A 22,210-nucleotide genomic window follows, 5' to 3' on the forward strand; every position below is an offset into this window, starting at 1 on the left:
AGAGGCATGCAAATCTCAAGTATAAGTACGGCAATAGACATTTCTGGTGCAGAGGCTATTACGTAGATACTGTAGGTAAGAATGCAAAGAAAATCGAGGAGTACATAAAGAATCAGTTAAAAGAGGATTTAGAGTACGACCAAATGACACTAAAAGAGTATATTGACCCGTTCACGGGTGAGCCGGTAAAGCAAAACAAATAAAAATGAGCCCAGGGGGCTCTGTAGGAAAATGATGTTGCGGCTGGCGAACCATTCGGCGAGTCTTTAGACTCAGCGCCGGCAACAGGCCCTTATAGGGCCAGAACAAACCACCGGCTAAGCCGGTGGTTCTGATTTGCAAATAATTTTGACAAAAATAGTATTTGGAATTATACTGTACTAACAGAACTAATACGCATAATCAACATGGGAGTAATATTATGACTAAAAAATATTTATCTGCATCAATATTGTCATGTATATGCATGACGGTGACGGGCTGCGGAGCTGGGGCTTCAAACGCAGCTGTAAGTCCGGCTGAATCAATCGGAAAAGAAGTGATCTCAGCAGATGCTTCTGCAGAATATACAACGCCGGAGGCTTCAACGGAAGATGCATCCCTGGTTCCTATAGATGAGTGGGAAGAGAACTGGAAAGAGATTATGGGCGAGGAAGAAGAGGTCGAAGCAGATTATGATGAATCGCAGTATGATGAGGAAATTGTAAAATCTAAGGTTGATGAAGTAATAAAGAACAGTAAATCAATTGCTGAAGAAATAGAGGGAATAGAAAAGATTGCAAATTACTATAACGGATATCATTTCGACGCAGATATCAGTCAGATGGAGATGAACGCTGTAAGCGGGGCTGAGCCGTATACATGGGAACTTGAACTTGACAGTCTTTTGAAAAGAGCTCTTGAAGAAGCCGATGCATCAAAAAAAGAAGAGATTCAGGCTGAACAGAAAAAATGGAAAGCTGACTTTGATCGTTGCTACGATGTCCTTGAATATGAGGAAGGCTCATGGGTGCCTATGCAAAATTGTGAATTGGATGCAAGATTTTTGAAGAATCGTTGTTATATGCTGGCAAAGACTCTTTCTGACATAAAAGGTGATAATTACGAATTGCCAAAAAGATATTTCATGGATAATGCATATGTGAGCGATAACGGTATGCTTGATATATCTGAAGGAATGGAAGGCGGTTCAATTGCGATAACAGTAGTTGTAGACGGAAAAGAAGTAGGGCAGCTTGCGTACGACCCGCTTATCAACGATACAACAATTGAGTTTAAGGCACAATCAGGTATTGAAGGTAAGATTACCTATGGATGGGATGGAGCTACGCTTAGTATTACCAAGTCGGTAAATAAGGTGATTCCTAAGGGAACGGAATTAAAGTTCCCCACCGCATTGTAAGAAAAAACCAACACACCTAAGGGAGAAAGGGAGAAAAAATGAAAAAGAGTAAAATGGTATGTATGGCAATTCCGCTTGTATCGATGTTTTTTGTCGGATGTACTCCAATCGATGTGAGCAATCTTGGCATCGGTGAACAGCAAGAAGAGAGCACAGCGGAAGTATCCGAAGTGGAAATATCCGGTGCTACGGATGCATCATCGGAGGCGGATTCAGCGGCAGATGTAACAGACAGTGCTGCTAATGACAGTGAATTCTACTATGAGCAATTAAAAGAAAATGAAAAGAAAGAAGTAGACCTTGGAAATGATGGCAAGCAGGATACACTTCTTTTTGAGTTTAAAGATACAACCTGCAAGATGAAAATAAATGAGCAGGTTATAGATGTTGAGGTTTATGCAGATGGCGATATTGTGTTCGGAGGCGCAGATGCGTTATTTGTCCATAAAACCGGCGCGGATTATCTTATATTGGAAAACTATGGAGATGCATATTACGGAACAGTAACGCTTTATAAGTGGGACAATGGTTCTATGAAAGAACTCGATAAGCTTGATGATTATATGAGAGTAGATAGTAATTACGATGAGAAAACAGATTCTTCAACTTATTGCATTTATGCTGATAAGATAGTACTTGCAAAGAGATACGATATTTTTGGAAGCTGGATCGGCACTAAGAACTATACATATGGTGATGACGGATTTGCAACGGAAGAAAAGACTGAAAAGCTTCAGCCCATTATTATGGGATCTGACGGCGGTCTGATATTGAAAAAAGATGTTACATTTACAGATGAATCGGGAGATGCGCCTAAAACTGCCAAGGCCGGAGAAACAATTTATCCATGTGAAATAAAGCAGAACGTTATGGGATTTAATTCAAAGAGTGGTGAATTCTTGGGATATCTTCCATTTGAGCCTGATGAAAACGGAGTTTTTTATTCCAGTAACGGAGTAAACGAACAGGATTTATTTGAAAATGATCTGCATGTAGGATAAAGTAAACACAGCAAAGGAGGATCGAAATAATGAGTAAATACAAAAAGCTATTTGGTTTTGTTTTTGCAATTAGTATTTGTTTATCATCATTAACAGCTTGCGGTGCTGCGAGTGAGCAAGAGTCTGCAGAGAATGAAACAAGTATTGAAGCCGCCTCTGATGATGCGGTACCTGAAAATACAGAAGATGAAAGCGGTCTTGATGATCAGGACGATTCGGATATGCAAATGGCGGGAGAATTGAAAGAAGGCGATGCGGCTCCTGATTTTACAGCAACGCTCGTTGACGGATCTGAGTTTAAAATGTCAGATCACAAGGATGATGTCGTTATCCTCAATTTCTTTGCATCATGGTGCGGCCCTTGCATGCGAGAGATGCCTGCTTTTGATATGCTTAAGAAAGATGAGTATTCAAATCTTTCGATTCTGTGTGTAAACTGTGAGGAAGACAAAGCTACTGTCGATGCACTTGTAAAAGATGAGGGATTTACGTTCCCGATTGCATATGATGAAGACGGAGCTATCGGGGCAAAATATCCTACAGACGGCATTCCTTACACTCTTATTATTAAAAACGGCGTTATAGAAAAAACATTCCTTGGTGCACAGGATGCCGATACTCAGTACAAAGAGTACAAGGATGCAATTGATGCGTGCATGAACTGACGTGATAAGAAATGAGGGGCACATGAAAGTTGGAGAGCATTTAAAAAAGTTTTCAAGACGCTATGTGCAGCTGATTACAGCCGTTTTATATAACTGTAACGTGAAAGGCTTTGCGAACGGAACGATCTGGAAAGGTGGCAGCAAGGGAGTTTGCGTTCCGGGGCTGAATTGTTATTCCTGCCCCGGAGCGATTGCTTCGTGTCCGCTTGGGAGCCTTCAGACTGCTCTTGTCTCTTCGAGATATAAATTTCCCTACTACATCCTTGGAACGCTCTTACTTATGGGATTATTTCTCGGAAGATTTATTTGCGGCTTTTTGTGTCCGTTTGGGATGATTCAGGAATTTTTACACAAGATACCTACACCCAAACTTAAAAAGAGTAAGACCACGCGAGGGCTTACCTGTATAAAATATGTTTTGCTTGTCCTATTTGCAGTCATGATTCCCATATTTTATTCAGCGCCCGGTTTTTGTAAATATATATGCCCTGCAGGCACGCTCGAGGCAGGGATTCCACTTACATTTATGCAAAAGAAATTGCGTTCCCTTATCGGGATTTTATTTAGCTGGAAAGTCGTGCTATTATTAACAATTATTACAATCTGCATATTTGCTTATCGTGGCTTTTGCAGGTTTATATGTCCGCTTGGTGCGATATATTCTTTTTTTCAACCGGTTTCGTTCTTCGGAGTACAGGTTGATGAAGCAAAATGCATTCATTGTGATGCGTGCGTAAGAAATTGTAAGATGGATGTAAAAAAAGTCTGTGACAGAGAGTGTATACAGTGCGGTGAGTGCATGCAGCACTGTCCCGTAGATGCAATATATATAGGTATACGAAGAATTGACAGGAAGAAGATGCCATTGCAGGCAGTTTTTATAGTGCTTGCGGTGATTCTTATTGTTGTCGGGCTAAACAGCAAAGGGTTCCATGATATAAAGAGCAAGGCAATCCGCTTGTGCTACGAATGTATGGGAATAGGATGAGTTTTTGGAGGAGAAATGAGAAAAGTAGGTCTAATGATAATAAAGTGATGGAGTCATTTAAGGGGATTAACTTTGTAAAATAAAATCAGCAGCCCAAGATTTACGGCTGCTGATTTTTAATATATATGAAAAAAATATCGTTGACTTATTGTGCCGATAGCGCAAAGAAAGAACAGATCTTAAATTCGGTATCGTCGGAATCGCAATCCTCGAACCATATATTTCCGTCATCAACGCAGGCCCCATGGCTGTCAAACCATATTTCATCCACAGACCATTTGCTGAGTGAATCGATATAAGATTTATCAAAGCCCGTATCTGAAACATATTTAACAAAATCTTCTTTTGACTTTATAACTTTGCCGTTACGGTTCTTTACCGGATAGCAGATCATATCACCGATTGCATTCCAGTCTTCGGCAATTGTAAGATCTTTAATCTTCTTGGCATATTCACATACTTCGGAATAATTTGCTGCGGTAAATACCGAGCAATCAAAGTCGGATGCTTTGCTGCCTGAAGAATCGTCCGTACCTTCATCAATATTATCGTTATTTGCGCTTTCGGTGGAGTCTATAGGGGCTTCATCGGAAACAGGTGCAATATCTTTACTTGTATCATTTTGTGTTACATATTCCGAAGGATCTGCGACCTCGACCGTTTCCGGCTCGGAGCTGCTTCCGCAAGCCATACATACTGTTGATAAAGAAATTGCCAGGCATAGCACCAATAATCTCTTTTTCATGAGTAATTCCTCCTTTTGACAACAAGAGTACTTTAACACAAAAAGTAACAATTGTAAACGGTTTATGAAATATAAATATGCAACACCTGATAAAATAAGGAAAACACTTTAGCGGAACATCAAGAAAATGCACTATTCTGCTAATTCAAAGAAAAAGTTAAAAATGTTAAGAAAACTCTTCACTTTTTTACTGAGGTGTGGTAAAGTATATTCATGAGGCCGTTATAATATACACATCAACCAACAAAGAAAAGAAAAGGAGAGAACAGAAAAGGAAATGCAAATGAAAAATATTCTTAAGTTAGTTGCATCATGTACATTCATTGCATGTCTGTCGCTCTACAGCGATATGGGGACTGTTCCCGTGAATGCAAAAGAACCTATCCGCGTTGGTTCGCAAGGGGCTAAAACTATTGAAGATGCTATCGAGAAGGCGAATGAAGGGGATACGATCATCATTCCTAAAGGGGAATACAAGGAACAGATCAGTGTAGAGACCGACGGGTTAACGATTGTAGGTGAAGATGGCGCAGTGCTTGAGGGATCAAAGATCACTCCTACATCTAGCGATGATTCAATGATCTATGTATGCGCATCGGATGTAACTATTGAAAATCTTGAAATCAGAGGTTTCACATTAAATAAACCTTCAGGAAGTGTAGCTCCAAAGGGTATATGCGTAGATGAAGGCTCACAGAATGTTACAATTAAGGACTGTGAGATTCATGATATGGGATGTAAGTATTCAAAAAAATCAGATGATTATAATGCACATGGTATTCTTGTAGACGGAAGTTTAAAGGAGCCTACAAAGAACATTACTATCACAAATTGTGAGGTGTACGGCCTGCGCCTTGGAAACAGTGAAGCAGTTGTAGTAAACGGAAATGTTGAAGAATTTGAGATTTCAAATAACAAAGTGCATGACTGTGACAACATCGGTATTGATGCAATTGGCTTTGAGAAGTCAACTAAGGATGACAGAGATAGAGCAAGAGCCGGAAAAATCTTTAATAATGTGGTTTATAATATTTCCTCAAAAGAAAACGTGACATATGATGATGCTTGTGCCGACGGTATATATGTTGACGGAGGAAAAGATATAGATATTTACGATAACTATGTTGAGAATTGTGATCTTGGAATCGAGATTGCAACAGAGCATAAAGGTGTTGTAGTTGAAGACATCAGAGTGAATAACAATACTGTAGTAAATGGTGGTTTGGCAGGAATAAGCATCGGTGGTTATGACGCTAAGAAGACCGGTGCGGCAAAGAACTGCGTAATCACAAACAATACAATATACAACACGAAGGGTGCATGCTTCCTTGTCCAGTTTGCATGTGATTCTTCAAATAAGTTCCAGAAGAACCTTCTTATTGCAGAGAATAAAGCTGATGCGTACGAAGAGGCTTGCAAGGATAAGAGTCGTGGAAACGATGTTTCAGATAACCTTTCAAACCAGGAATTCAAGGGTGCAAAGGCAGTAAAAGCTGAGTTCGGCTCTGCAGACAGAGAATCAGGAACAGCAACAATAATATCATACAGTGACCTTTCAGGCTACGGATCCGCAAAAACAGTAGTTAAAAATAAATAAATCGTTTATAATAATATTACCCCCGCTTTAAATCAGCGGGGGTATTTTGTGCAAAAATATATGACTCTTCCGATATTTTAACCATATGCGGATTATGGTAAAATATATAGCAATGATTTTTAAAAGCTATGTATATAGCGGAGGAGATGAAAAAGTGAAAGATTTTCTGAAGAAGAAAGACATTGAAATTTCTTTAAAGCGTTACGGAATTGACGCTTTGGGGGCTATGGCGCAGGGACTTTTTTGTTCATTGCTCATAGGAACTATCATAAATACGTTTGGCAAACAGTTTAATATTCCGTTTCTTATGCAGACTGTTGCGACAGTTTCCGATACGGAATATACGGTAGGCGGACTTGCTTCTGCAATGAGCGGTCCTGCAATGTCTGTGGCAATAGGCTACGCGCTTCATTGCCCGCCACTTGTTCTTTTTTCAATGATAACGGTAGGATTTGCCGCAAATGCACTCGGTGGTGCGGGCGGTCCTCTTGCAGTTTTGTTTGTTGCAATACTCGCGGCAGAATTTGGTAAAGCGGTATCAAAAGAGACAAAAGTGGATATTCTGGTAACACCTCTTGTGACAATAGGTGTCGGAGTTTTCTTCTCATGGCTTATAGCTCCCGCTCTCGGAAAAGCAGCTATGGCGTTTGGAAATCTTATCATGTGGGCTACAGAGCTTCAGCCATTCCTTATGGGAATACTGGTATCTGTAACAGTAGGAATCGCACTTACACTTCCTATATCTTCGGCAGCAATTTGTGCGGCACTTTGCCTTACGGGTCTTGCGGGCGGTGCGGCGGTAGCTGGATGCTGTGCGCAGATGGTAGGTTTTGCAGTGATCTCTTTTAAAGAAAATAAATGGGGCGGACTTGTTTCACAGGGTATCGGAACATCAATGCTTCAGATGGGTAACATTATCAAGAATCCGAGAATCTGGATCGCACCCATCGTAACATCGGCTATCACGGGACCTCTTGCTACATGTCTATTCAAGCTCAAGATGAACGGAGCGCCTGTTTCATCAGGAATGGGTACTTGCGGATTTGTCGGACAGATCGGTGTGTACACCGGATGGGTTCAGGATATCGCAGACGGAGCCAAGACAGCAATATCCGGATTTGATTGGGCCGGCCTTATACTTATCTCATTCGTACTTCCTGCAATTATCGCTCCTGTAATTCATGCCGGAGTTGTTAAGCTCGGATGGGTAAAAGAGGGAGATTTGAAGCTTTAATAAGCGGAGATTCCTATGGTGAAAATATATATTTATATAGCGGTGGGAGTGGCAATAATTGCGATTGCGGCTTTCATCGTAAGCTATATTAAGAAATACAGGATGAAGCCTCTTCCAATGGATGAGATGGAAGGGCATGATTTTGAGTATTATTGCGCCGATCTTCTTAAAGCTAACGGTTTTGCCGAAGCAACCGTCACAAAGGGAAGCGGAGATTTCGGAGCGGATATACTTGCCGAGAAGGACGGTATAACTTACGCGGTTCAGTGTAAGTGTTACGACAAGCCGATCGGAGTTAAGGCGGTTCAGGAAATATATGCGGGAAGAGATTACTACAGCAGGATGGTCGGTGTTGTAATGACCAATCAGTATTTTACTCAACCTGCAGTGGAACTTGCCCAGAAACTTAACATTATGTTGTGGGACAGAGGATACCTCGACAGTATGGATAAGACATAATGAAGATAGAAATATTTGATGATTTTGATCTGAAAAAAATTGCAGACAGCGGACAGTGCTTCAGATTTAACGAGCACGGCGACGGGTATGAGGTTACAGCTTCTTCCAAGCATCTTTTCATCAGAAAATGCGGCGAGTATGAATATGAACTTGACTGCGAACCGGATGAATATGAGAGCTTCTGGAAGGATTATTTCGACCTCGGTCTTGATTACAGAAAGATCCGTGAAATGATAGATAAAGATACAGACAGGTATCTGTATGATGCCGCAGAGTATGGCAAGGGTATAAGGATCTTAAAGCAGGATCCGTGGGAAATGCTAATTTCTTTTATAATTTCCCAGAGAAAAAACATTCCGGCCATTAAAGCTTCTATCGAAAAGCTCTGTGCTGCGGTATCGAGGGAAATAACCACAGACGGTGACGGGGAAAAGATCTATGCTTTTCCGACACCTGAAGAATTAGCGGGTTTATCTGATGAAAAACTCGCATCCTGTAGCCTTGGTTACAGGGATAAATATGTCAGGCAGGCTGCGCTTGATGTGGCAAGCGGAGCGGTAGCGCTTGATGAATGGGGAAATGCCTCGGATGAGGAACTGATGACCGGACTTTTGGGGTTGTTCGGCGTTGGGGGTAAGGTGGCAAACTGTGAGATATTATTTGGGTATCACAGACTTGATGCCTTTCCGAAGGATGTTTGGATAAACAGGGTTCTTGAGCTTAAGTATCCAAACGGATTTAGTTTTGATAAATATGCTCCGTACAACGGTATAATGCAGCAGTATCTGTTTTATTATTCCAGAAATAGCGGACTTATTTAATAAAGGGTTACAAATTATATGATAAAAGGAGAAGGAGTTATGAGTGACGCAAAAAAGGCAATTGCCGAAGGCAGTACGTTTCTGGGAATAGAGTTTGGCTCTACCAGAATCAAGGCAGTTCTTACGGACAAAGAGTACAATTCTCTTGCATCAGGGTCATTTAGCTGGGAAAACAAGCTTGTTGACGGTATCTGGACGTATGGACTTGACTACATCCAAGAAGGTGTAAGAGCATGTTATAAAGGCCTTAAAGAGGACGTGAAGAACAAGTATGGCGAGGAACTTACCACAGTCGGTGCTATGGGTGTTTCCGCTATGATGCACGGATACATGCCTTTTGATAAGGATGGAAATCTTCTTGTTCCATTCAGAACCTGGAGAAATACCATAACTGAAGAGGCCTCTGAGAAACTTACAGATGCTTTGGGATTCCACATTCCGCAGAGATGGAGTATTGCACACCTGTATCAGGCAATTCTTAACAAAGAGGAGCACGTTGGAAAGATTGCTTTCTTTACAACTCTTGCAGGCTATATACATCTTTTGCTTACGGGTGAAAAAGTTCTTGGTATTGGCGATGCTTCGGGTATGTTCCCTATAGATTCCGATACATGCGATTACAACGCAGGAATGCTCGATACTTTTGATAATCTTTCGGAGGTAAAGAGTGCGGGAATCAAGATTCGTGACATCCTTCCTAAGGTGCTTTGTGCAGGTGAGCGTGCCGGTGTTCTTACTAAAGAAGGAGCTCTTTTCCTCGATCCCGAAGGAACGCTCAAAGAGGGCGTGCCGGTATGTCCTCCCGAGGGAGATGCGGGAACAGGTATGGTTGCGACTAATTCTGTTGCAAAGAGAACAGGAAATATTTCTGCAGGAACATCTGTATTTTCAATGGTTGTACTTGAGCATGATCTGTCCAAGGCATATCCTGAGCTTGATATAGTTACAACACCTTCAGGTGAGCAGGTTGCCATGGTACATTGTAACAACTGTACTTCCGATCTTAACGCGTGGGTATCACTTTTTAGAGAGTTTGCAAAGACATTTGGACAGGATATCAGCGATGACGAGCTCTATGGCGGGCTCTATAGAAAGGCTATGGAGGGAGACCCCGATTGCGGCGGACTTCTTGCATACAACTATTTCTCAGGAGAGAGCATCACGGGATTCAATGAAGGAAGACCTCTTTTCGTCAGAAAACCCGACGATGTATTCAATCTTTCAAACTTCATGAGAACACATCTTTATACAGCTCTCGGTGCACTTAAGCTTGGAAATGACATTCTCATAAAAGAAGAGAAAGTTAATGTCGATTTCTTCTTCGGACAGGGCGGATTCTTCAAGGTAAGAGGCGCAGGAGACAAGACTATGGCCGCAGCTCTGGGAACAACAATAAAGCTTATGGAGACTGCAGGAGAAGGCGGTCCTTGGGGACAGGCAATCCTTGCGGGTTACATGATGCAGAAGCAGGACGGCGAGAGTCTTGAGAAGTATCTGAATGATAAAGTATTTACCAATGTAAGCGTGGAAACATGCGAGCCTGACGAGAAAGATGTCAAAGGCTTTGATGAGTTCATCAAGAACTATTCTGCAGGACTTGCCGTTGAGAAGGCAGCGGTTGATTCACTCAGATAAACAAAGATTACGGGGTATAGAAATGTTAGAAGAACTTAAAAAGAAAGTATATGAAGCAAATATGCTTCTTCCCAAGTATGGACTCGTTCTGTTTACATGGGGAAATGTCAGCGAGATTGACAGAGAAAAAGGACTTTTTGTTATAAAGCCGAGCGGAGTTGAGTACGATAAGATGACTCCCGATGATATGGTTGTAATGGACCTTGACGGAAATAAGGTTGAGGGAGAGCTTTCACCTTCATCGGACACTCCGACACATCTTGAACTTTATAAGGCATTTAAGGAAATCGGCGGTGTGGTACATACACATTCACCTTATGCTACAAGCTGGGCGCAGGCAGGAAGAGGAATTCCCTGCTACGGAACAACGCATGCGGATTATTTCTACGGAGAGATTCCCTGCGTAAGAGCACTCACAAAAGCTGAGATAGAGTCTGAATATGAGAAAAACACAGGACTTGCGATCGCAGCAGAGTTTGAGCGTCGCAGTATAGATCCTATGGCGGTTCCCGGTACACTGTGCCAGAACCATGGTGTCTTTACATGGGGCAAAGATGCGGCAGAAGCGGTTCACAATGCAGCCGTTGAAGAAGAAGTCGCAAAGATGGCATTAAGAAGCGAATTCTTAAATCCTGAGATCAGCGTAATTTCGTCTGACCTTCAAGATAAGCATTATTTTAGAAAACATGGTGCAAATGCCTATTATGGGCAGAAAAAGTGACAATGATAAAACTTAGACAAACTGCGCTGTAGACGAAACAATGTGGCATGTGATACATTGAAAATGCAGTTTGTCTTTGAATATTACGGAAAGGAAATAATTCAATATGGCTATGACCAATCAGGAACTACAAAAGACGGCTAATGAAGTAAGAAAAAGTATAATAACAGCACTTCATGCAGCCGGAGCAGGACATCCGGGCGGATCTTTATCTTCAACAGATATTTTCACATATCTGTATTTTGAGGAAATGAATGTAGATCCCAAAAATGTTTCAGATCCGGACAGAGATCGTTTTGTCCTTTCAAAGGGACATTGTGCACCGGGACTTTACTCTGTAATGGCAGAGAAAGGTTATTTCCCTAAAGAGGAACTGACAACGCTTCGTAAGCTTGGTTCAAGACTTCAGGGACATCCCAGTATGCAGTATCTTCCGGGACTTGATATGTCAAGCGGATCACTTGGACAGGGTATTTCAGCAGCTTGCGGAATGGCACTTTCTGCAAAGCTTGATAAAAAAGATTTTAGAGTATATACACTTCTTGGCGACGGTGAGCTTCAGGAAGGTCAGGTATGGGAAGCAGCTATGTTTGCAGGTTTCCGCAAATTAGATAACCTTGTTGTTATCGTGGATAACAACGGTCTTCAGATTGACGGACCTGTAGATAAGGTATGTTCACCTTATCCTATCGATAAGAAATTTGAAGCATTCAATTTCCATGTTATCAATATAGACGGACATAACTTTGATGAGATCAAGGCAGCTTTTGAAGAGGCTAAGAAAACAAAGGGTATGCCCACAGCGATCATAGCGCACACTGTTAAGGGTAAAGGCGTTTCATTCATGGAGAACCAGGCAGGATGGCACGGAAAAGCTCCTAACGACGACGAGTACAAGCAGGCTATGGAAGAATTGGAAAGGATAGGTGCAGCACTATGAGCGAAGTAAAGAAGATTGCAACAAGAGAAAGTTATGGTAATGCTCTTGCGGAGCTTGGTGATGAGTTTCCAAATCTCGTAGTTTTGGATGCGGATCTTGCAGCATCAACCAAGACTGCTGTTTTTCAGAAAAAATTTCCTGAGAGACATATAGATTGCGGTATCGCAGAGTGTAATATGATGGGAATCGCAGCAGGACTTGCAACAACAGGAAAGATTCCTTTTGTTAGTTCTTTTGCCATGTTCGCTGCAGGACGTGCATTTGAGCAGGTACGTAACTCAGTGGGATATCCCCATCTTAATGTAAAAATTGGCGGAACACATGCCGGAATCACAGTAGGTGAGGACGGAGCCAGCCATCAGTGTAATGAAGATTTCGCTCTTATGAGTGTTATCCCCGGAATGGTTGTTATGTGTCCTGCAGATGATATTGAAGCAAAGGCTTGCGTTCGCGCAGCTCTTGAGCATGAAGGACCTGTTTACATCAGATTCGGACGTGCTGCATGCAGTATCATCAACGACAGACCCGATTACAAGTTTGAAATCGGTAAGGGTTCTGTTATCAAAGAAGGTACCGATGTAACTATTATTGCAACAGGTATCTGCGTTGATTCAGCAATCGGTGCAGCTGAGAAGCTTGCTGCTGACGGAATTTCCGCAGAGGTTATCAATATCTGTACTATCAAACCTCTTGATAAGGAACTTGTTATCGCTTCAGCAAAGAAGACCGGCAAGGTTGTAACTGTTGAAGAGCACTCTGTTATCGGCGGACTCGGAAGCGCGGTTAGTGATGCACTTTCAGAGAGCGCACCTACTCCTGTTAAGAAACTCGGAATGCAGGATAAGTATGGTGAGTCGGGAACAGCAGGTGAACTTGTACACAAGTATGGTCTTGATGCAGATGGAGTATATGCTTCAGTAAAGGAATTTCTTAAATAATGAATATATTGAGTTCTTCAATTCTGTCAGCAGATTTTACACGACTGGGATCGCAGATCGAAGAAGTCGATAAGGCTGGCACCCACTACATACATATTGATGTCATGGATGGAATGTTTGTTCCTTCTATTTCGTATGGAATGCCGATAGTTAAGAGCATAAGAGGGATAACCGATAAGCTTTTTGATGTGCATTTGATGATAGTGGACCCGATACGTTACATAAAGGACTTTGTGGACGTTGGGGCAGACTCCGTAACTTTTCATCAGGAGGCTACCGATGATCCCGAAGCGGTCATTGACGAGATACATAAATATGGGAAAAGAGCCGGCATAGCAATTAAACCGGGAACTCCCATAGAAGCAGTCCTGCCCTATCTTGAGAAGGTTGAGATGGTTCTTGTCATGACGGTTGAACCGGGATTTGGCGGACAAAAGCTGATACCTGAAAGTCTCGATAAAGTCAGGGAGCTCAGAAAGCTCATTGATGAAAGAAAGCTTGATGTTGATATTCAGGTGGACGGCGGAGTATACATCGATAATGTAGAGGAAATATTGGAGGCTGGTGCGAATGTGATTGTATCCGGTTCAGGTATTTTTAAGGGCAATATTTCTGAAAATATTATAAAATTCAGGAAGATATTATCGGAATAACAACCCACACATTGACAAAAAAGCATAAATAAAATACAATTTCAGTATAAGCTGCAAGTGGGCTCATGTGCATAGCGCATGAGCCTTTTTTTCCAAAAAATACCATATTTCTATCATGGTGTGGAGGCGTTATGAGGAAATTTACTTCGTTAGCTGTTGCTGTTTTTTTATGTCTGACTACGTTAGTTGGATGTAGTTGTGCATCGCCGTCACAACGAGCGGAGAAGTCTGTTCAAAGGCTTACTATAGGTTTTGTTAAATCGGTTGATGAGGAAGAAATTCTTGGTTCAAGCGATGCGCTCAAGAACATGTTCAAGAGCGAAATGATAAAGCAGGGCTATTATGTCAGGGATGTAGAAGTGGAAGTAGGATCTTCATATGAAATGATAGGCAGAAAACTCGCTATCGGGGAAGTTGATATAGGCTTTGTTCCCGGAGCAACTTACGTACTATATGAGGAGTATTGCGATGTTATTCTGACGGCACTCAGGAAAGGATTGTCGATTGAAAGTGACGAACCCAGAGTGTGGAATGACAATACACCGACATCTACAACGGATAAAACGGTAACATATTACAGAGCGCTTATTTTGGCAGGTCCATCGGCAAAGGGACAGGCCATGGCGGAAAAAGTAAATAACGGGGAGCCGCTTACATGGGAAGAACTCAATATGCTCAGATGGGGAGTAATGAATTCCACGTCACCCGCCGGATATTTGTATCCGTCTCTTTGGTTGAAAGAGAAATATAATAAAAAGATCACCAACCTCAAATATGTAACTGAAGTTGATACATACAGTACGGCATTTGAGGGACTGGCATCTGAAGCTCTTGATGTTATATGCATATATGCTGATGCAAGGCGCGATTTTGAAGACAGGTGGCGCAGTAAATACGGAAGACCTTTTAATATCTGGGATGAAACGGCTGTTATCGGCGTCACAAGCGGAATTTATAATGATACCGTTTGCGTCAGCAAGACAGCGACTGTAATGGATGAATCGTTAAAGGAAGCCATTCAGCAGGCATTTATAAATATCGGTAACACAGAGGAAGGCAAGAAAGTATTGTCTTTTTACAAACATGAAGGATATGTGGCGGCGGATCCTGAAGATTATGAGCCGATAAGAGCTGCCAGAGAAGTAAATAATTTAAAATAATAATTATAAGACGCCACAGGCACGGAAAGGATAAGTGTCTGTGGCGTTAATTGACATTTGGGAGGCGAAAAGGCATACTATATTTGTTAAATTAAGAAGAGGTAAGAAGGCATAGAATGTATAAAAGACTAGAAAGAAACGATCCGTGTTGGTGCGGAAGCGGCAAAAAATATAAAGCATGTCACGCCGCATTTGATGATAAGCTTATTGCACTTGAACATAAAGGTTTCAGGATTCCTTCCAGAGACCTGTTAAAAACTGAAAAAGATATTGAAGGAATAAAAAAGAGTGCGGTCATAAATATGGCTGTACTTGATGAGATCGGTGATAAGATACGTGCAGGAATGACAACTCAGGAAATCGACGACATCGTATATAAAACAACCACTAAGATGGGAGGAATACCGGCTGATCTTAATTACGAGGGATTCCCTAAGAGCGTATGCACTTCAATAAATGAAGAAGTTTGCCATGGAATCCCGTCTGAGGATGTGATCTTGCAGGACGGAGATATAATAAATGTCGATTGTTCAACAATTCTTGACGGATATTACTCTGATTCTTCGCGAATGTTTTGCATAGGAAATGTATCCCCGGAAAAGAAGAGACTTGTCGATGTTACAAAAGAGTGCCTTGAAGTGGGCCTCAAAGCGGTAATTCCATGGACTCCTATCGGAGATATGGGACACGCCGTACATCAGCATGCTCTTGATAACGGATATACTGTCGTAAAAGAGATTGGCGGACATGGTTGCGGAAATGGTTTCCACGAGGAACCTTTTGTAAGTTATGTCAGCAAACCGGGAACCGGTATGATAATGGTTCCCGGTATGGTATTTACGATAGAGCCTATGGTGAACATGGGAACAGATGAGATCTTTTGTGATGAAGAAAACGAGTGGACAGTTTATACAGCAGACTTAAAGCCTTCGGCACAGTGGGAAGTGGAACTTCTTGTGACCGAAACGGGATATGAGTTGCTCTGTTGGTAATATATCAGGAAGGAATGAATAGAATGCAGAATAAGGGAAAGTACTATATAACTACAGCAATCGCGTATACATCGGGTAAGCCTCATATCGGAAACAGTTATGAGATCGTTCTTGCAGATGCTATAGCAAGATATAAGAGAAGAGACGGATTTGATGTTCATTTTCAGACAGGATCTGATGAGCACGGTCAGAAGATAGAGACAAGAGCTATCGAAGCAGGATGCAATTCTCCTAAAGAGTTCGTTGACGGAGTTTCAGATACTATCAAGGGACTTTGGAACCTCATGGATACATCTTATGACAGATTTATCCGTACAACAGACGAAGACCACGTTAAGCAGGTTCAGAAGATCTTTAAGAGATTCTACGATCAGGGAGATATCTATAAGGGATCTTACAAGGGAATGTACTGTACAGAGTGTGAGGCCTTCTATACAGAGGGACAGCTCGTTGACGGTAAGTGTCCCGAGTGTGGCGGCGAAGTTCATCCTGCAGAAGAAGAAGCATACTTCTTCAAAATGAGCAAATATGCTGACAGACTTATTGAGCACATCAACACACATCCTGAATTCATTCAGCCTGTTTCCAGAAAGAATGAGATGATGAACAACTTCCTTCTTCCCGGACTTCAGGATCTGTGCGTATCAAGAACATCATTTAAGTGGGGAATTCCCGTAGACTTTGATGATAAGCATGTTGTATATGTGTGGCTTGATGCACTTTCAAACTATATAACAGGTATCGGATACGATGCAGAGGGCAACAGCTCAGAAGAGTACAAGAAGTGGTGGCCCGCTGATCTTCATCTTATCGGAAAAGATATTATTCGCTTCCATACAATTTATTGGCCTATTTTCCTTATGGCACTCGGAGAGCCTCTTCCTAAGCAGATTTTTGGCCATCCATGGCTCTTGCAGGGCGGCGAGAAGATGAGTAAGTCAAAAGGAAACGTTATCTACGCCGATGACCTTGTAAGCTTATTCGGAGTCGATCCCGTAAGATACTTCGTCCTTCATGAGATGCCTTTTGAAAACGACGGTGTTATCACATGGGACCTTCTCGTTGAGAGATTTAATTCAGACCTCGCAAACACGCTCGGTAACCTTGTAAACCGTACTATCGCAATGAGTAACAAATATCTTGGCGGAGTATTGGCCGATAAGGGTGTGAAAGAGGCTGTTGACGATGACCTTAAGGCAGTTGTTACAGGCTGCTACGATAAGGTTGAAGCAAAGATGGACGAGCTTCGTGTTGCAGATGCACTTACAGAGATCTTTACACTCTTTAAGAGATGCAACAAATATATAGATGAGACTGAGCCTTGGATCCTCGGAAAGGATGAGAGCAAGAAGGACAGACTTTCAACTGTTCTTTATAACCTTGTTGAGGCTATCTCAATCGGTGCGGCTCTCCTTGATCCGTTTATGCCTGAGACTGCTGCTAAGATCAAGAAGCAGATCAATGCGGCTGACAGAGATTTTGATACTCTTAATAAGTTCGGATTGTACAAGAACGGAACAAAGGTTTCAGAGAATCCTGAAATGCTTTTTGCCCGCAAGGATCTCAAGGATGTTCTTGAGAAAGCTGCAGAGATAACAAAGAAGCAGAAGGCTGAGTATGAAGAAGCTCAGAGAAAGGCTGCAGAGAACCTTGCAAAAGCAGGTCTTGCTCCCGCTCCTGCAAAAACAGCAGGTGATGCTGACGAAGCAGTTATCGATATCCCTGCAAAGGATGAGATTACATACGAACAGTTCGGAGCTATGCAGTTCCAGGTTGGCGAGATCATAAAGTGTGAGGCGGTTGCAAAATCCAAAAAGCTTCTTTGCTCACAGGTTAAGATCGGAAGCCAGGTAAAGCAGATTGTATCAGGTATCAGAAAGTATTATTCTCCTGAGGAGATGGTAGGCAAGAAGGTAATGGTACTTGTGAATCTTAAGCCCGCAAAGCTTGCAGGCGTTATGTCGGAAGGAATGCTCCTTTGTGCGGAGGATGCGGAAGGCAATCTTGCACTTATGACACCTGAAAAAACAATGCCTTCGGGAGCAGAAATCTGTTGATAATTTAATAGGGATTCGTGTTATCATATAAATATGATATAGGTGTTTAATAATCGGAAATTCGTATATCATAAAATGTAAAACCACACACGTTGGGAGGGATTTCTTATGGTACGTAAAGAGGAACTGACTTACAAATCACGTGACAGACAGACCATGCTTAACGCAGTAAGATGGATTCCCGAGGGACAGCCGATTGCAATTCTCCAGGTTATTCACGGGATGCAGGAATATACCGACCGCTATGATGAATATGCCCGTTTTATGGCAGAGAACGGCATAATGGTTATAGGTAATGATAATCTGGGCCATGGTAAGTCGGTTAATCCACTCGGCAGTATTTACGGATATTTTTGTAAGAACGATCCCGCAACGGTTTTGGTGCGCGATGCGCATAGATTAAAGAAGATGACACAGGAAGAATTTCCGGGAGTTCCGGTATTTATCCTTGGTCACAGCTTTGGTTCATTTATAGCCAGAGAGTATATGACACGATACGGAACAGGAATAAAAGGTGCGATAATCCAGGGAACAGCGTACACTACAAGAGGTACACTCGGTGCGATGAATTTCTGGGTATCCTTGTTGCAGTTCTTTTTCGGTGAAAAGCATCGCTCGAAGATGATTAATGATATGGCCTTCAAGGGATATCTGAGGAAGATTGAGAAACCTGCCACACCTTTTGACTGGTTATCACATAACGAAGAGAGTATAAAAAAATATATCGCAGATCCTGCGTGCAACTTTATTTTTACACTTAATGGATTTAAGACAATGGCTGAGCTGTTAAAGAGAATACAGGATGAGGACAGGATGGAAGATATTCCGAAAACTCTTCCCGTGCTTATAACCGGCGGAAGCGAAGATCCTGTGTGTGGCTACGGAGAGGCACTCAAGAGACTTTACGATATTTACAGGCTTCAATTACAGATGAAGAATGTTGATATAAAGATTTATGACGGATTCCGTCATGAACTTCAACAGGAAATCGGAAGAGAAAAAGTATTTGCAGATCAGCTGGATTGGATCAAGAAAGTGTTGAGCAGTGATAATTGATACATCAAAAGTGATCGTTAGATGTGCATACAATTCTGATTGGGAAGGGGCGATGAAACTTGCGTGGGAAACTTTCGCCAAGTTTGACGCCCCTGATTATTCAGTAGAGGGTATAGGTAATTTTCGTAACTTTGTGACGGATGAGAATCTTCACAAGATGTTTGTAGCAGGGCATTATCAGTTGTTTGTTGCGGTATATGGCAATAAATGCCTGGGAATGCTCACAATAAGGGAAAAATCACACATATCGCTATTGTTTGTTGATGGGGACTACCATTACAATGGAATTGGTAGTGCCCTTATTAAATTTGTTTCTGATTATGTTTTGACTGAAGAGGGGATAGACAAACTCACAGTCAATGCATCACCGTATGCGATCGATTTTTATCACAGACTGGGATTTAGAGACACGCATAAAGAGACGGTTGCCGACGGAATAAAATTCACACCGATGGAATTGAGGTTATGAAAAATGGGAAAATTTTTTAGTTTAGACAGCCCCTTTGTGGCTGGACTTACAAGACTTGCCGATGTAATGTGGCTCAACATATTGACACTGTTATTTGCTGTTCCGCTTATGATCGAGCAGGTAATGATCTTGGGACCGGCTGTTTCACCGCTTATGACAGAGGGTGGACAGTTTAGTTATGATGTTTTTGTAGCAGCGGTAATGTGGTCGTGGATAATAGGAATTCCGTTGTCTGCAATATGTGGCCCTGCATGCACTGCTATGCATTACGTTCTTTTGAAGATGGTCAGAGAAGAAGACAGCTATGTGACGAAGACATTCTTTAAATCGTTCAAGGAAAACTTTAAACAGGGAATAGTTCTTCAGGTTATAAAGTTTTTTGTGGGCGGAATGCTTATTCTTGATTTCCTTATCCTCAGAAGCAGAGGCGGATTCTACAGATATGTTGTGTTTGCAATGTTCGTCTTTTTGTATATGGTGGGACTTTATGTTTTCCCGCTCCAGTCAAAATTTGAAAACACTATTGTGAAGACGATAAAGAATGCATTCATATTGACGATAATCGCGCTTCCAAGATCTTTGGGAATGGCGTTTGTTTCGCTTCTTCCGATTCTTCTTGCTTATTTCTTTGACATGAAATTTATTCCCATTTATGTACTTGTGGGAATAGCGGGCCCTGCGTATCTTTGTGCGGTTCTTTATAATCCTACTTTCAAGAGATTCGAGCCCAAAGAAGAAGAGGTTTCCGAAGAAGAGGAGATGAACGCCGCTATCAGAAAACTCGACGAGCTTGATGAAGAAGAAAAAGGTGAATAATTAGCAAGTTGCATATGGATTTTTAAAAATATTCGTCAACATTACGGAATTGGAAATGTATTTTGAGGTCAATGAGCACATTGGCCAATGTATTATAAAAATTTTGTGGAATTAGTGAATAGTAAATAAAGTGAGCCAAAGCTATACTAAGTTCTATCATAAGCTATGTAATGAATTAGGAGGAATTTAAGGTTATGGCAAGTTTATCACTTGAGAATGTATGCAAAGTATATCCCAACAAGTTTGAAGCTGTTAAAAACTTCAACCTTCAGATTGAGGATAAAGAATTTATTATTTTCGTAGGACCTTCAGGATGCGGAAAGTCAACAACTCTTCGTATGATTGCAGGACTTGAGGATATCACATCAGGTACTCTTAAGATCGGTGACAGAGTAGTTAATGATGTAGAGCCCAAGGACAGAGATATTGCGATGGTATTCCAGAACTACGCTCTGTATCCGCATATGACAGTATATGATAACATGGCATTCGGACTTAAGCTCAGAAAGGTTCCGAAGCCTGAAATAGATAAGATGGTTAAAGAGGCAGCTAAGATCCTTGATCTTGACAAACTCCTTGATCGTAAGCCTAAGGCTCTTTCCGGTGGACAGAGACAGCGTGTTGCTATGGGACGTGCTATCGTTCGTAATCCTAAGGTATTCCTTATGGACGAGCCTCTTTCAAACCTTGATGCTAAGCTCCGTGTACAGATGAGAACAGAGATCGCTAAGCTTCACCAGAGACTTGGCACAACAATCATCTACGTTACACATGACCAGACAGAGGCTATGACTCTTGGTACAAGAATCGTAGTTATGAAGGACGGTCTCATTCAGCAGGTTGACACACCTCAGAACCTCTATGAGAAGCCCGCTAACCTCTTCGTTGCAGGATTCATGGGATCACCTCAGATGAACTTCATCGATGCTGAAGTTGTAGTTTCAGGTGACACAGCAAGCCTCAGAGTAGCAGATCAGCTTATTGAGCTTCCTCCTGCAAAGGCTAAGAAGGTTATCGAGGGTGGTTACGCAGGAAAGACTGTAACATTCGGTATCCGTCCTGAGGATGTTGATGATTCAGAGGTAGTTGTCAGCACATCTAAGGCTGTATTTGAGTCAACAATCAACGTATACGAGCTTCTTGGTGCAGAAGTTTATCTGTACTTTGATCTTGATCAGTTCCCTATCACTGCAAGAGTTGATTCTCGTACAACAGCAAGACCCGGCGATAAGGTTAAATTCGCATTTGATGTTGAGAAGATCCACATCTTCGATAAAGAGACAGAAGAGACAATCACAAACTAATATTGTGAATAGTATGATTTATGAAAGGGGCATGCAAATTGCATGCCCCTTTCAGACTGTAGACAAAGTCCGCGGCGATGCCGCGGATTTTTCTTGCGCATAAGTGCCACAAGTCCAGTATTTATCTGAGATTGAGGCACTTTTTATGGTATAATAGAAGTATCAAAGTTGGGGATGGGGATAGCCTTTATGATGACTTCTAATACCGAAAGAAAGCGTGAACAGATGCAGTTTGTGAGCATGGATGATCTGGTACCTCAGGATCACATGCTCAGGCTTATTGATAAAGCAATTGACTGGTCATTCATATATGACCTTGTTGAAGATAAGTATTCATCAGATATGGGCAGGCCCAGCATGGATCCTGTCACACTCATTAAAATCCCTTTCATTCAGTATCTATACGGAATTCGCAGCATGCGACAAACTATCAAGGAAATAGAAGTCAACGTTGCATACAGATGGTTCCTGGGCTTAGAGCTTAACGAGCCTGTCCCACACTTTTCAACTTTTGGAAAGAACTATACAAGACGCTTTAAGGATACAGACCTTTTTGA

The 22,210-nt window shown here is 41.8% G+C and carries 23 protein-coding genes; 22 read left to right on the plus strand and 1 reads right to left on the minus strand.

Annotated features, from left to right (window positions below):
* The 5 genes from DL92_RS0114310 to DL92_RS19510 all read left to right on the plus strand — a co-directional run.
* Window positions 1-203, plus strand: a 203-nt coding sequence (locus DL92_RS0114310; protein ID WP_022763066.1) for an IS200/IS605 family transposase, incomplete at its 5' end; no start/stop codon positions are given.
* A gap of 218 nt (window positions 204-421) precedes the next feature.
* Window positions 422-1,402, plus strand: coding sequence for a lysozyme inhibitor LprI family protein (locus DL92_RS0114315; protein WP_026668111.1), 981 nt, complete (start codon window positions 422-424; stop codon window positions 1,400-1,402).
* A gap of 38 nt (window positions 1,403-1,440) precedes the next feature.
* The gene (locus DL92_RS0114320) at window positions 1,441-2,403 is read left to right on the plus strand and encodes a hypothetical protein (RefSeq protein WP_026668112.1); all 963 of its coding nucleotides are present in this window, start codon (window positions 1,441-1,443) and stop codon (window positions 2,401-2,403) included.
* Window positions 2,404-2,432: 29 nt separating this feature from the next.
* Window positions 2,433-3,068, plus strand: coding sequence for a TlpA family protein disulfide reductase (locus DL92_RS19505; protein ID WP_051625367.1), 636 nt, complete (start codon window positions 2,433-2,435; stop codon window positions 3,066-3,068).
* A 22-nt stretch (window positions 3,069-3,090) separates the two neighbouring features.
* Window positions 3,091-4,056: a 4Fe-4S binding protein gene (locus tag DL92_RS19510; RefSeq protein ID WP_081816921.1), complete on the plus strand. Its 966-nt coding sequence runs from the start codon at window positions 3,091-3,093 to the stop codon at window positions 4,054-4,056.
* A 145-nt stretch (window positions 4,057-4,201) separates the two neighbouring features.
* On the opposite strand, the gene DL92_RS0114335 is transcribed toward DL92_RS19510, so the two are convergent.
* Window positions 4,202-4,801 carry a hypothetical protein gene (locus tag DL92_RS0114335; RefSeq protein WP_026656402.1) on the minus strand — a complete coding sequence of 200 codons (600 nt, stop codon included), beginning with the start codon at window positions 4,799-4,801 and terminating at the stop codon, window positions 4,202-4,204.
* A gap of 283 nt (window positions 4,802-5,084) precedes the next feature.
* On the opposite strand from DL92_RS0114335, the gene DL92_RS20450 reads away from it, so the two are divergent.
* The 17 genes from DL92_RS20450 to DL92_RS0114420 all read left to right on the plus strand — a co-directional run.
* On the plus strand, window positions 5,085-6,398 hold the full coding sequence (locus DL92_RS20450; RefSeq protein WP_051625368.1) for a right-handed parallel beta-helix repeat-containing protein: 1,314 nt from the start codon (window positions 5,085-5,087) through the stop codon (window positions 6,396-6,398).
* Window positions 6,399-6,510: 112 nt separating this feature from the next.
* Window positions 6,511-7,632 carry a PTS sugar transporter subunit IIC gene (locus DL92_RS0114345; protein ID WP_051199113.1) on the plus strand — a complete coding sequence of 374 codons (1,122 nt, stop codon included), beginning with the start codon at window positions 6,511-6,513 and terminating at the stop codon, window positions 7,630-7,632.
* A 15-nt stretch (window positions 7,633-7,647) separates the two neighbouring features.
* On the plus strand, window positions 7,648-8,091 hold the full coding sequence (locus DL92_RS0114350) for a restriction endonuclease (protein ID WP_026656404.1): 444 nt from the start codon (window positions 7,648-7,650) through the stop codon (window positions 8,089-8,091).
* Window positions 8,091-8,912, plus strand: a complete 822-nt coding sequence (locus DL92_RS0114355; RefSeq protein ID WP_051625369.1) for a DNA-3-methyladenine glycosylase family protein — start codon at window positions 8,091-8,093, stop codon at window positions 8,910-8,912. The genes DL92_RS0114350 and DL92_RS0114355 overlap by 1 nt, the downstream gene beginning before the upstream one ends.
* Before the next feature lie 39 nt (window positions 8,913-8,951).
* The gene (locus DL92_RS0114360; RefSeq protein ID WP_026656406.1) at window positions 8,952-10,547 is read left to right on the plus strand and encodes a xylulokinase; all 1,596 of its coding nucleotides are present in this window, start codon (window positions 8,952-8,954) and stop codon (window positions 10,545-10,547) included.
* A gap of 22 nt (window positions 10,548-10,569) precedes the next feature.
* A complete protein-coding gene (locus DL92_RS0114365) occupies window positions 10,570-11,268 on the plus strand; it encodes an L-ribulose-5-phosphate 4-epimerase (RefSeq protein ID WP_026656407.1) in 699 nt (232 codons plus the stop codon).
* Between the two features lie 112 nt (window positions 11,269-11,380).
* Window positions 11,381-12,208 (plus strand): transketolase, encoded by an 828-nt coding sequence (locus tag DL92_RS0114370; RefSeq protein ID WP_026656408.1) that lies wholly within the window; start codon window positions 11,381-11,383, stop codon window positions 12,206-12,208.
* Entirely contained in the window at window positions 12,205-13,146 is a 942-nt protein-coding gene (locus DL92_RS0114375; protein WP_026513993.1) for a transketolase family protein, read from the plus strand. Before DL92_RS0114370 ends, DL92_RS0114375 begins: the two co-directional genes overlap by 4 nt.
* Window positions 13,143-13,799 (plus strand): ribulose-phosphate 3-epimerase, encoded by a 657-nt coding sequence (gene rpe, locus DL92_RS0114380; RefSeq protein ID WP_026656409.1) that lies wholly within the window; start codon window positions 13,143-13,145, stop codon window positions 13,797-13,799. Before DL92_RS0114375 ends, rpe begins: the two co-directional genes overlap by 4 nt.
* Window positions 13,800-13,930: 131 nt before the next feature.
* Window positions 13,931-14,959: a phosphate/phosphite/phosphonate ABC transporter substrate-binding protein gene (locus DL92_RS0114385; protein WP_034469348.1), complete on the plus strand. Its 1,029-nt coding sequence runs from the start codon at window positions 13,931-13,933 to the stop codon at window positions 14,957-14,959.
* A 116-nt stretch (window positions 14,960-15,075) separates the two neighbouring features.
* Entirely contained in the window at window positions 15,076-15,951 is an 876-nt protein-coding gene (locus tag DL92_RS0114390) for a methionyl aminopeptidase (protein ID WP_026656411.1), read from the plus strand.
* A 23-nt stretch (window positions 15,952-15,974) separates the two neighbouring features.
* The gene (gene metG / locus DL92_RS0114395; protein ID WP_026668115.1) at window positions 15,975-18,008 is read left to right on the plus strand and encodes a methionine--tRNA ligase; all 2,034 of its coding nucleotides are present in this window, start codon (window positions 15,975-15,977) and stop codon (window positions 18,006-18,008) included.
* 108 nt (window positions 18,009-18,116) lie between these two features.
* Window positions 18,117-19,064, plus strand: a complete 948-nt coding sequence (locus tag DL92_RS0114400; RefSeq protein WP_026668116.1) for an alpha/beta fold hydrolase — start codon at window positions 18,117-18,119, stop codon at window positions 19,062-19,064.
* A gap of 52 nt (window positions 19,065-19,116) precedes the next feature.
* On the plus strand, window positions 19,117-19,533 hold the full coding sequence (locus DL92_RS0114405) for a GNAT family N-acetyltransferase (RefSeq protein ID WP_081670623.1): 417 nt from the start codon (window positions 19,117-19,119) through the stop codon (window positions 19,531-19,533).
* Window positions 19,534-19,536: 3 nt separating this feature from the next.
* Window positions 19,537-20,349, plus strand: a complete 813-nt coding sequence (locus DL92_RS0114410; protein WP_026668117.1) for a YesL family protein — start codon at window positions 19,537-19,539, stop codon at window positions 20,347-20,349.
* A 194-nt stretch (window positions 20,350-20,543) separates the two neighbouring features.
* A complete protein-coding gene (locus DL92_RS0114415) occupies window positions 20,544-21,653 on the plus strand; it encodes an ABC transporter ATP-binding protein (RefSeq protein ID WP_026656417.1) in 1,110 nt (369 codons plus the stop codon).
* A 189-nt stretch (window positions 21,654-21,842) separates the two neighbouring features.
* Window positions 21,843-22,210 (plus strand): transposase (locus DL92_RS0114420; protein WP_026668118.1); only part of this gene is annotated, 368 nt, incomplete at its 3' end.

The sequence above is a fragment of the Butyrivibrio sp. AE2005 genome (genome assembly GCF_000686965.1).
In the GTDB taxonomy this organism is placed as follows: domain Bacteria; phylum Bacillota; class Clostridia; order Lachnospirales; family Lachnospiraceae; genus Butyrivibrio; species Butyrivibrio hungatei_A.

What these genes read in the sequence shown, in the direction of transcription:
- DL92_RS0114365 (WP_026656407.1), top strand. Translation starts at nt 10,570, where the DNA reads ATGTTAGAAGAACTTAAAAAGAAAGTATATGAAGCAAATATGCTTCTT.
- DL92_RS0114335 (WP_026656402.1), bottom strand. Translation starts at nt 4,801, where the DNA reads ATGAAAAAGAGATTATTGGTGCTATGCCTGGCAATTTCTTTATCAACA.
- DL92_RS19505 (WP_051625367.1), top strand. Translation starts at nt 2,433, where the DNA reads ATGAGTAAATACAAAAAGCTATTTGGTTTTGTTTTTGCAATTAGTATT.
- DL92_RS0114400 (WP_026668116.1), top strand. Translation starts at nt 18,117, where the DNA reads ATGGTACGTAAAGAGGAACTGACTTACAAATCACGTGACAGACAGACC.
- DL92_RS19510 (WP_081816921.1), top strand. Translation starts at nt 3,091, where the DNA reads ATGAAAGTTGGAGAGCATTTAAAAAAGTTTTCAAGACGCTATGTGCAG.
- DL92_RS0114385 (WP_034469348.1), top strand. Translation starts at nt 13,931, where the DNA reads ATGAGGAAATTTACTTCGTTAGCTGTTGCTGTTTTTTTATGTCTGACT.
- DL92_RS0114410 (WP_026668117.1), top strand. Translation starts at nt 19,537, where the DNA reads ATGGGAAAATTTTTTAGTTTAGACAGCCCCTTTGTGGCTGGACTTACA.
- DL92_RS0114390 (WP_026656411.1), top strand. Translation starts at nt 15,076, where the DNA reads ATGTATAAAAGACTAGAAAGAAACGATCCGTGTTGGTGCGGAAGCGGC.
- DL92_RS0114405 (WP_081670623.1), top strand. Translation starts at nt 19,117, where the DNA reads ATGAAACTTGCGTGGGAAACTTTCGCCAAGTTTGACGCCCCTGATTAT.
- DL92_RS0114360 (WP_026656406.1), top strand. Translation starts at nt 8,952, where the DNA reads ATGAGTGACGCAAAAAAGGCAATTGCCGAAGGCAGTACGTTTCTGGGA.
- DL92_RS0114345 (WP_051199113.1), top strand. Translation starts at nt 6,511, where the DNA reads ATGATTTTTAAAAGCTATGTATATAGCGGAGGAGATGAAAAAGTGAAA.
- DL92_RS20450 (WP_051625368.1), top strand. Translation starts at nt 5,085, where the DNA reads ATGAAAAATATTCTTAAGTTAGTTGCATCATGTACATTCATTGCATGT.
- DL92_RS0114350 (WP_026656404.1), top strand. Translation starts at nt 7,648, where the DNA reads ATGGTGAAAATATATATTTATATAGCGGTGGGAGTGGCAATAATTGCG.
- DL92_RS0114320 (WP_026668112.1), top strand. Translation starts at nt 1,441, where the DNA reads ATGAAAAAGAGTAAAATGGTATGTATGGCAATTCCGCTTGTATCGATG.
- DL92_RS0114375 (WP_026513993.1), top strand. Translation starts at nt 12,205, where the DNA reads ATGAGCGAAGTAAAGAAGATTGCAACAAGAGAAAGTTATGGTAATGCT.
- DL92_RS0114355 (WP_051625369.1), top strand. Translation starts at nt 8,091, where the DNA reads ATGAAGATAGAAATATTTGATGATTTTGATCTGAAAAAAATTGCAGAC.
- metG (WP_026668115.1), top strand. Translation starts at nt 15,975, where the DNA reads ATGCAGAATAAGGGAAAGTACTATATAACTACAGCAATCGCGTATACA.
- DL92_RS0114370 (WP_026656408.1), top strand. Translation starts at nt 11,381, where the DNA reads ATGACCAATCAGGAACTACAAAAGACGGCTAATGAAGTAAGAAAAAGT.
- DL92_RS0114415 (WP_026656417.1), top strand. Translation starts at nt 20,544, where the DNA reads ATGGCAAGTTTATCACTTGAGAATGTATGCAAAGTATATCCCAACAAG.
- DL92_RS0114315 (WP_026668111.1), top strand. Translation starts at nt 422, where the DNA reads ATGACTAAAAAATATTTATCTGCATCAATATTGTCATGTATATGCATG.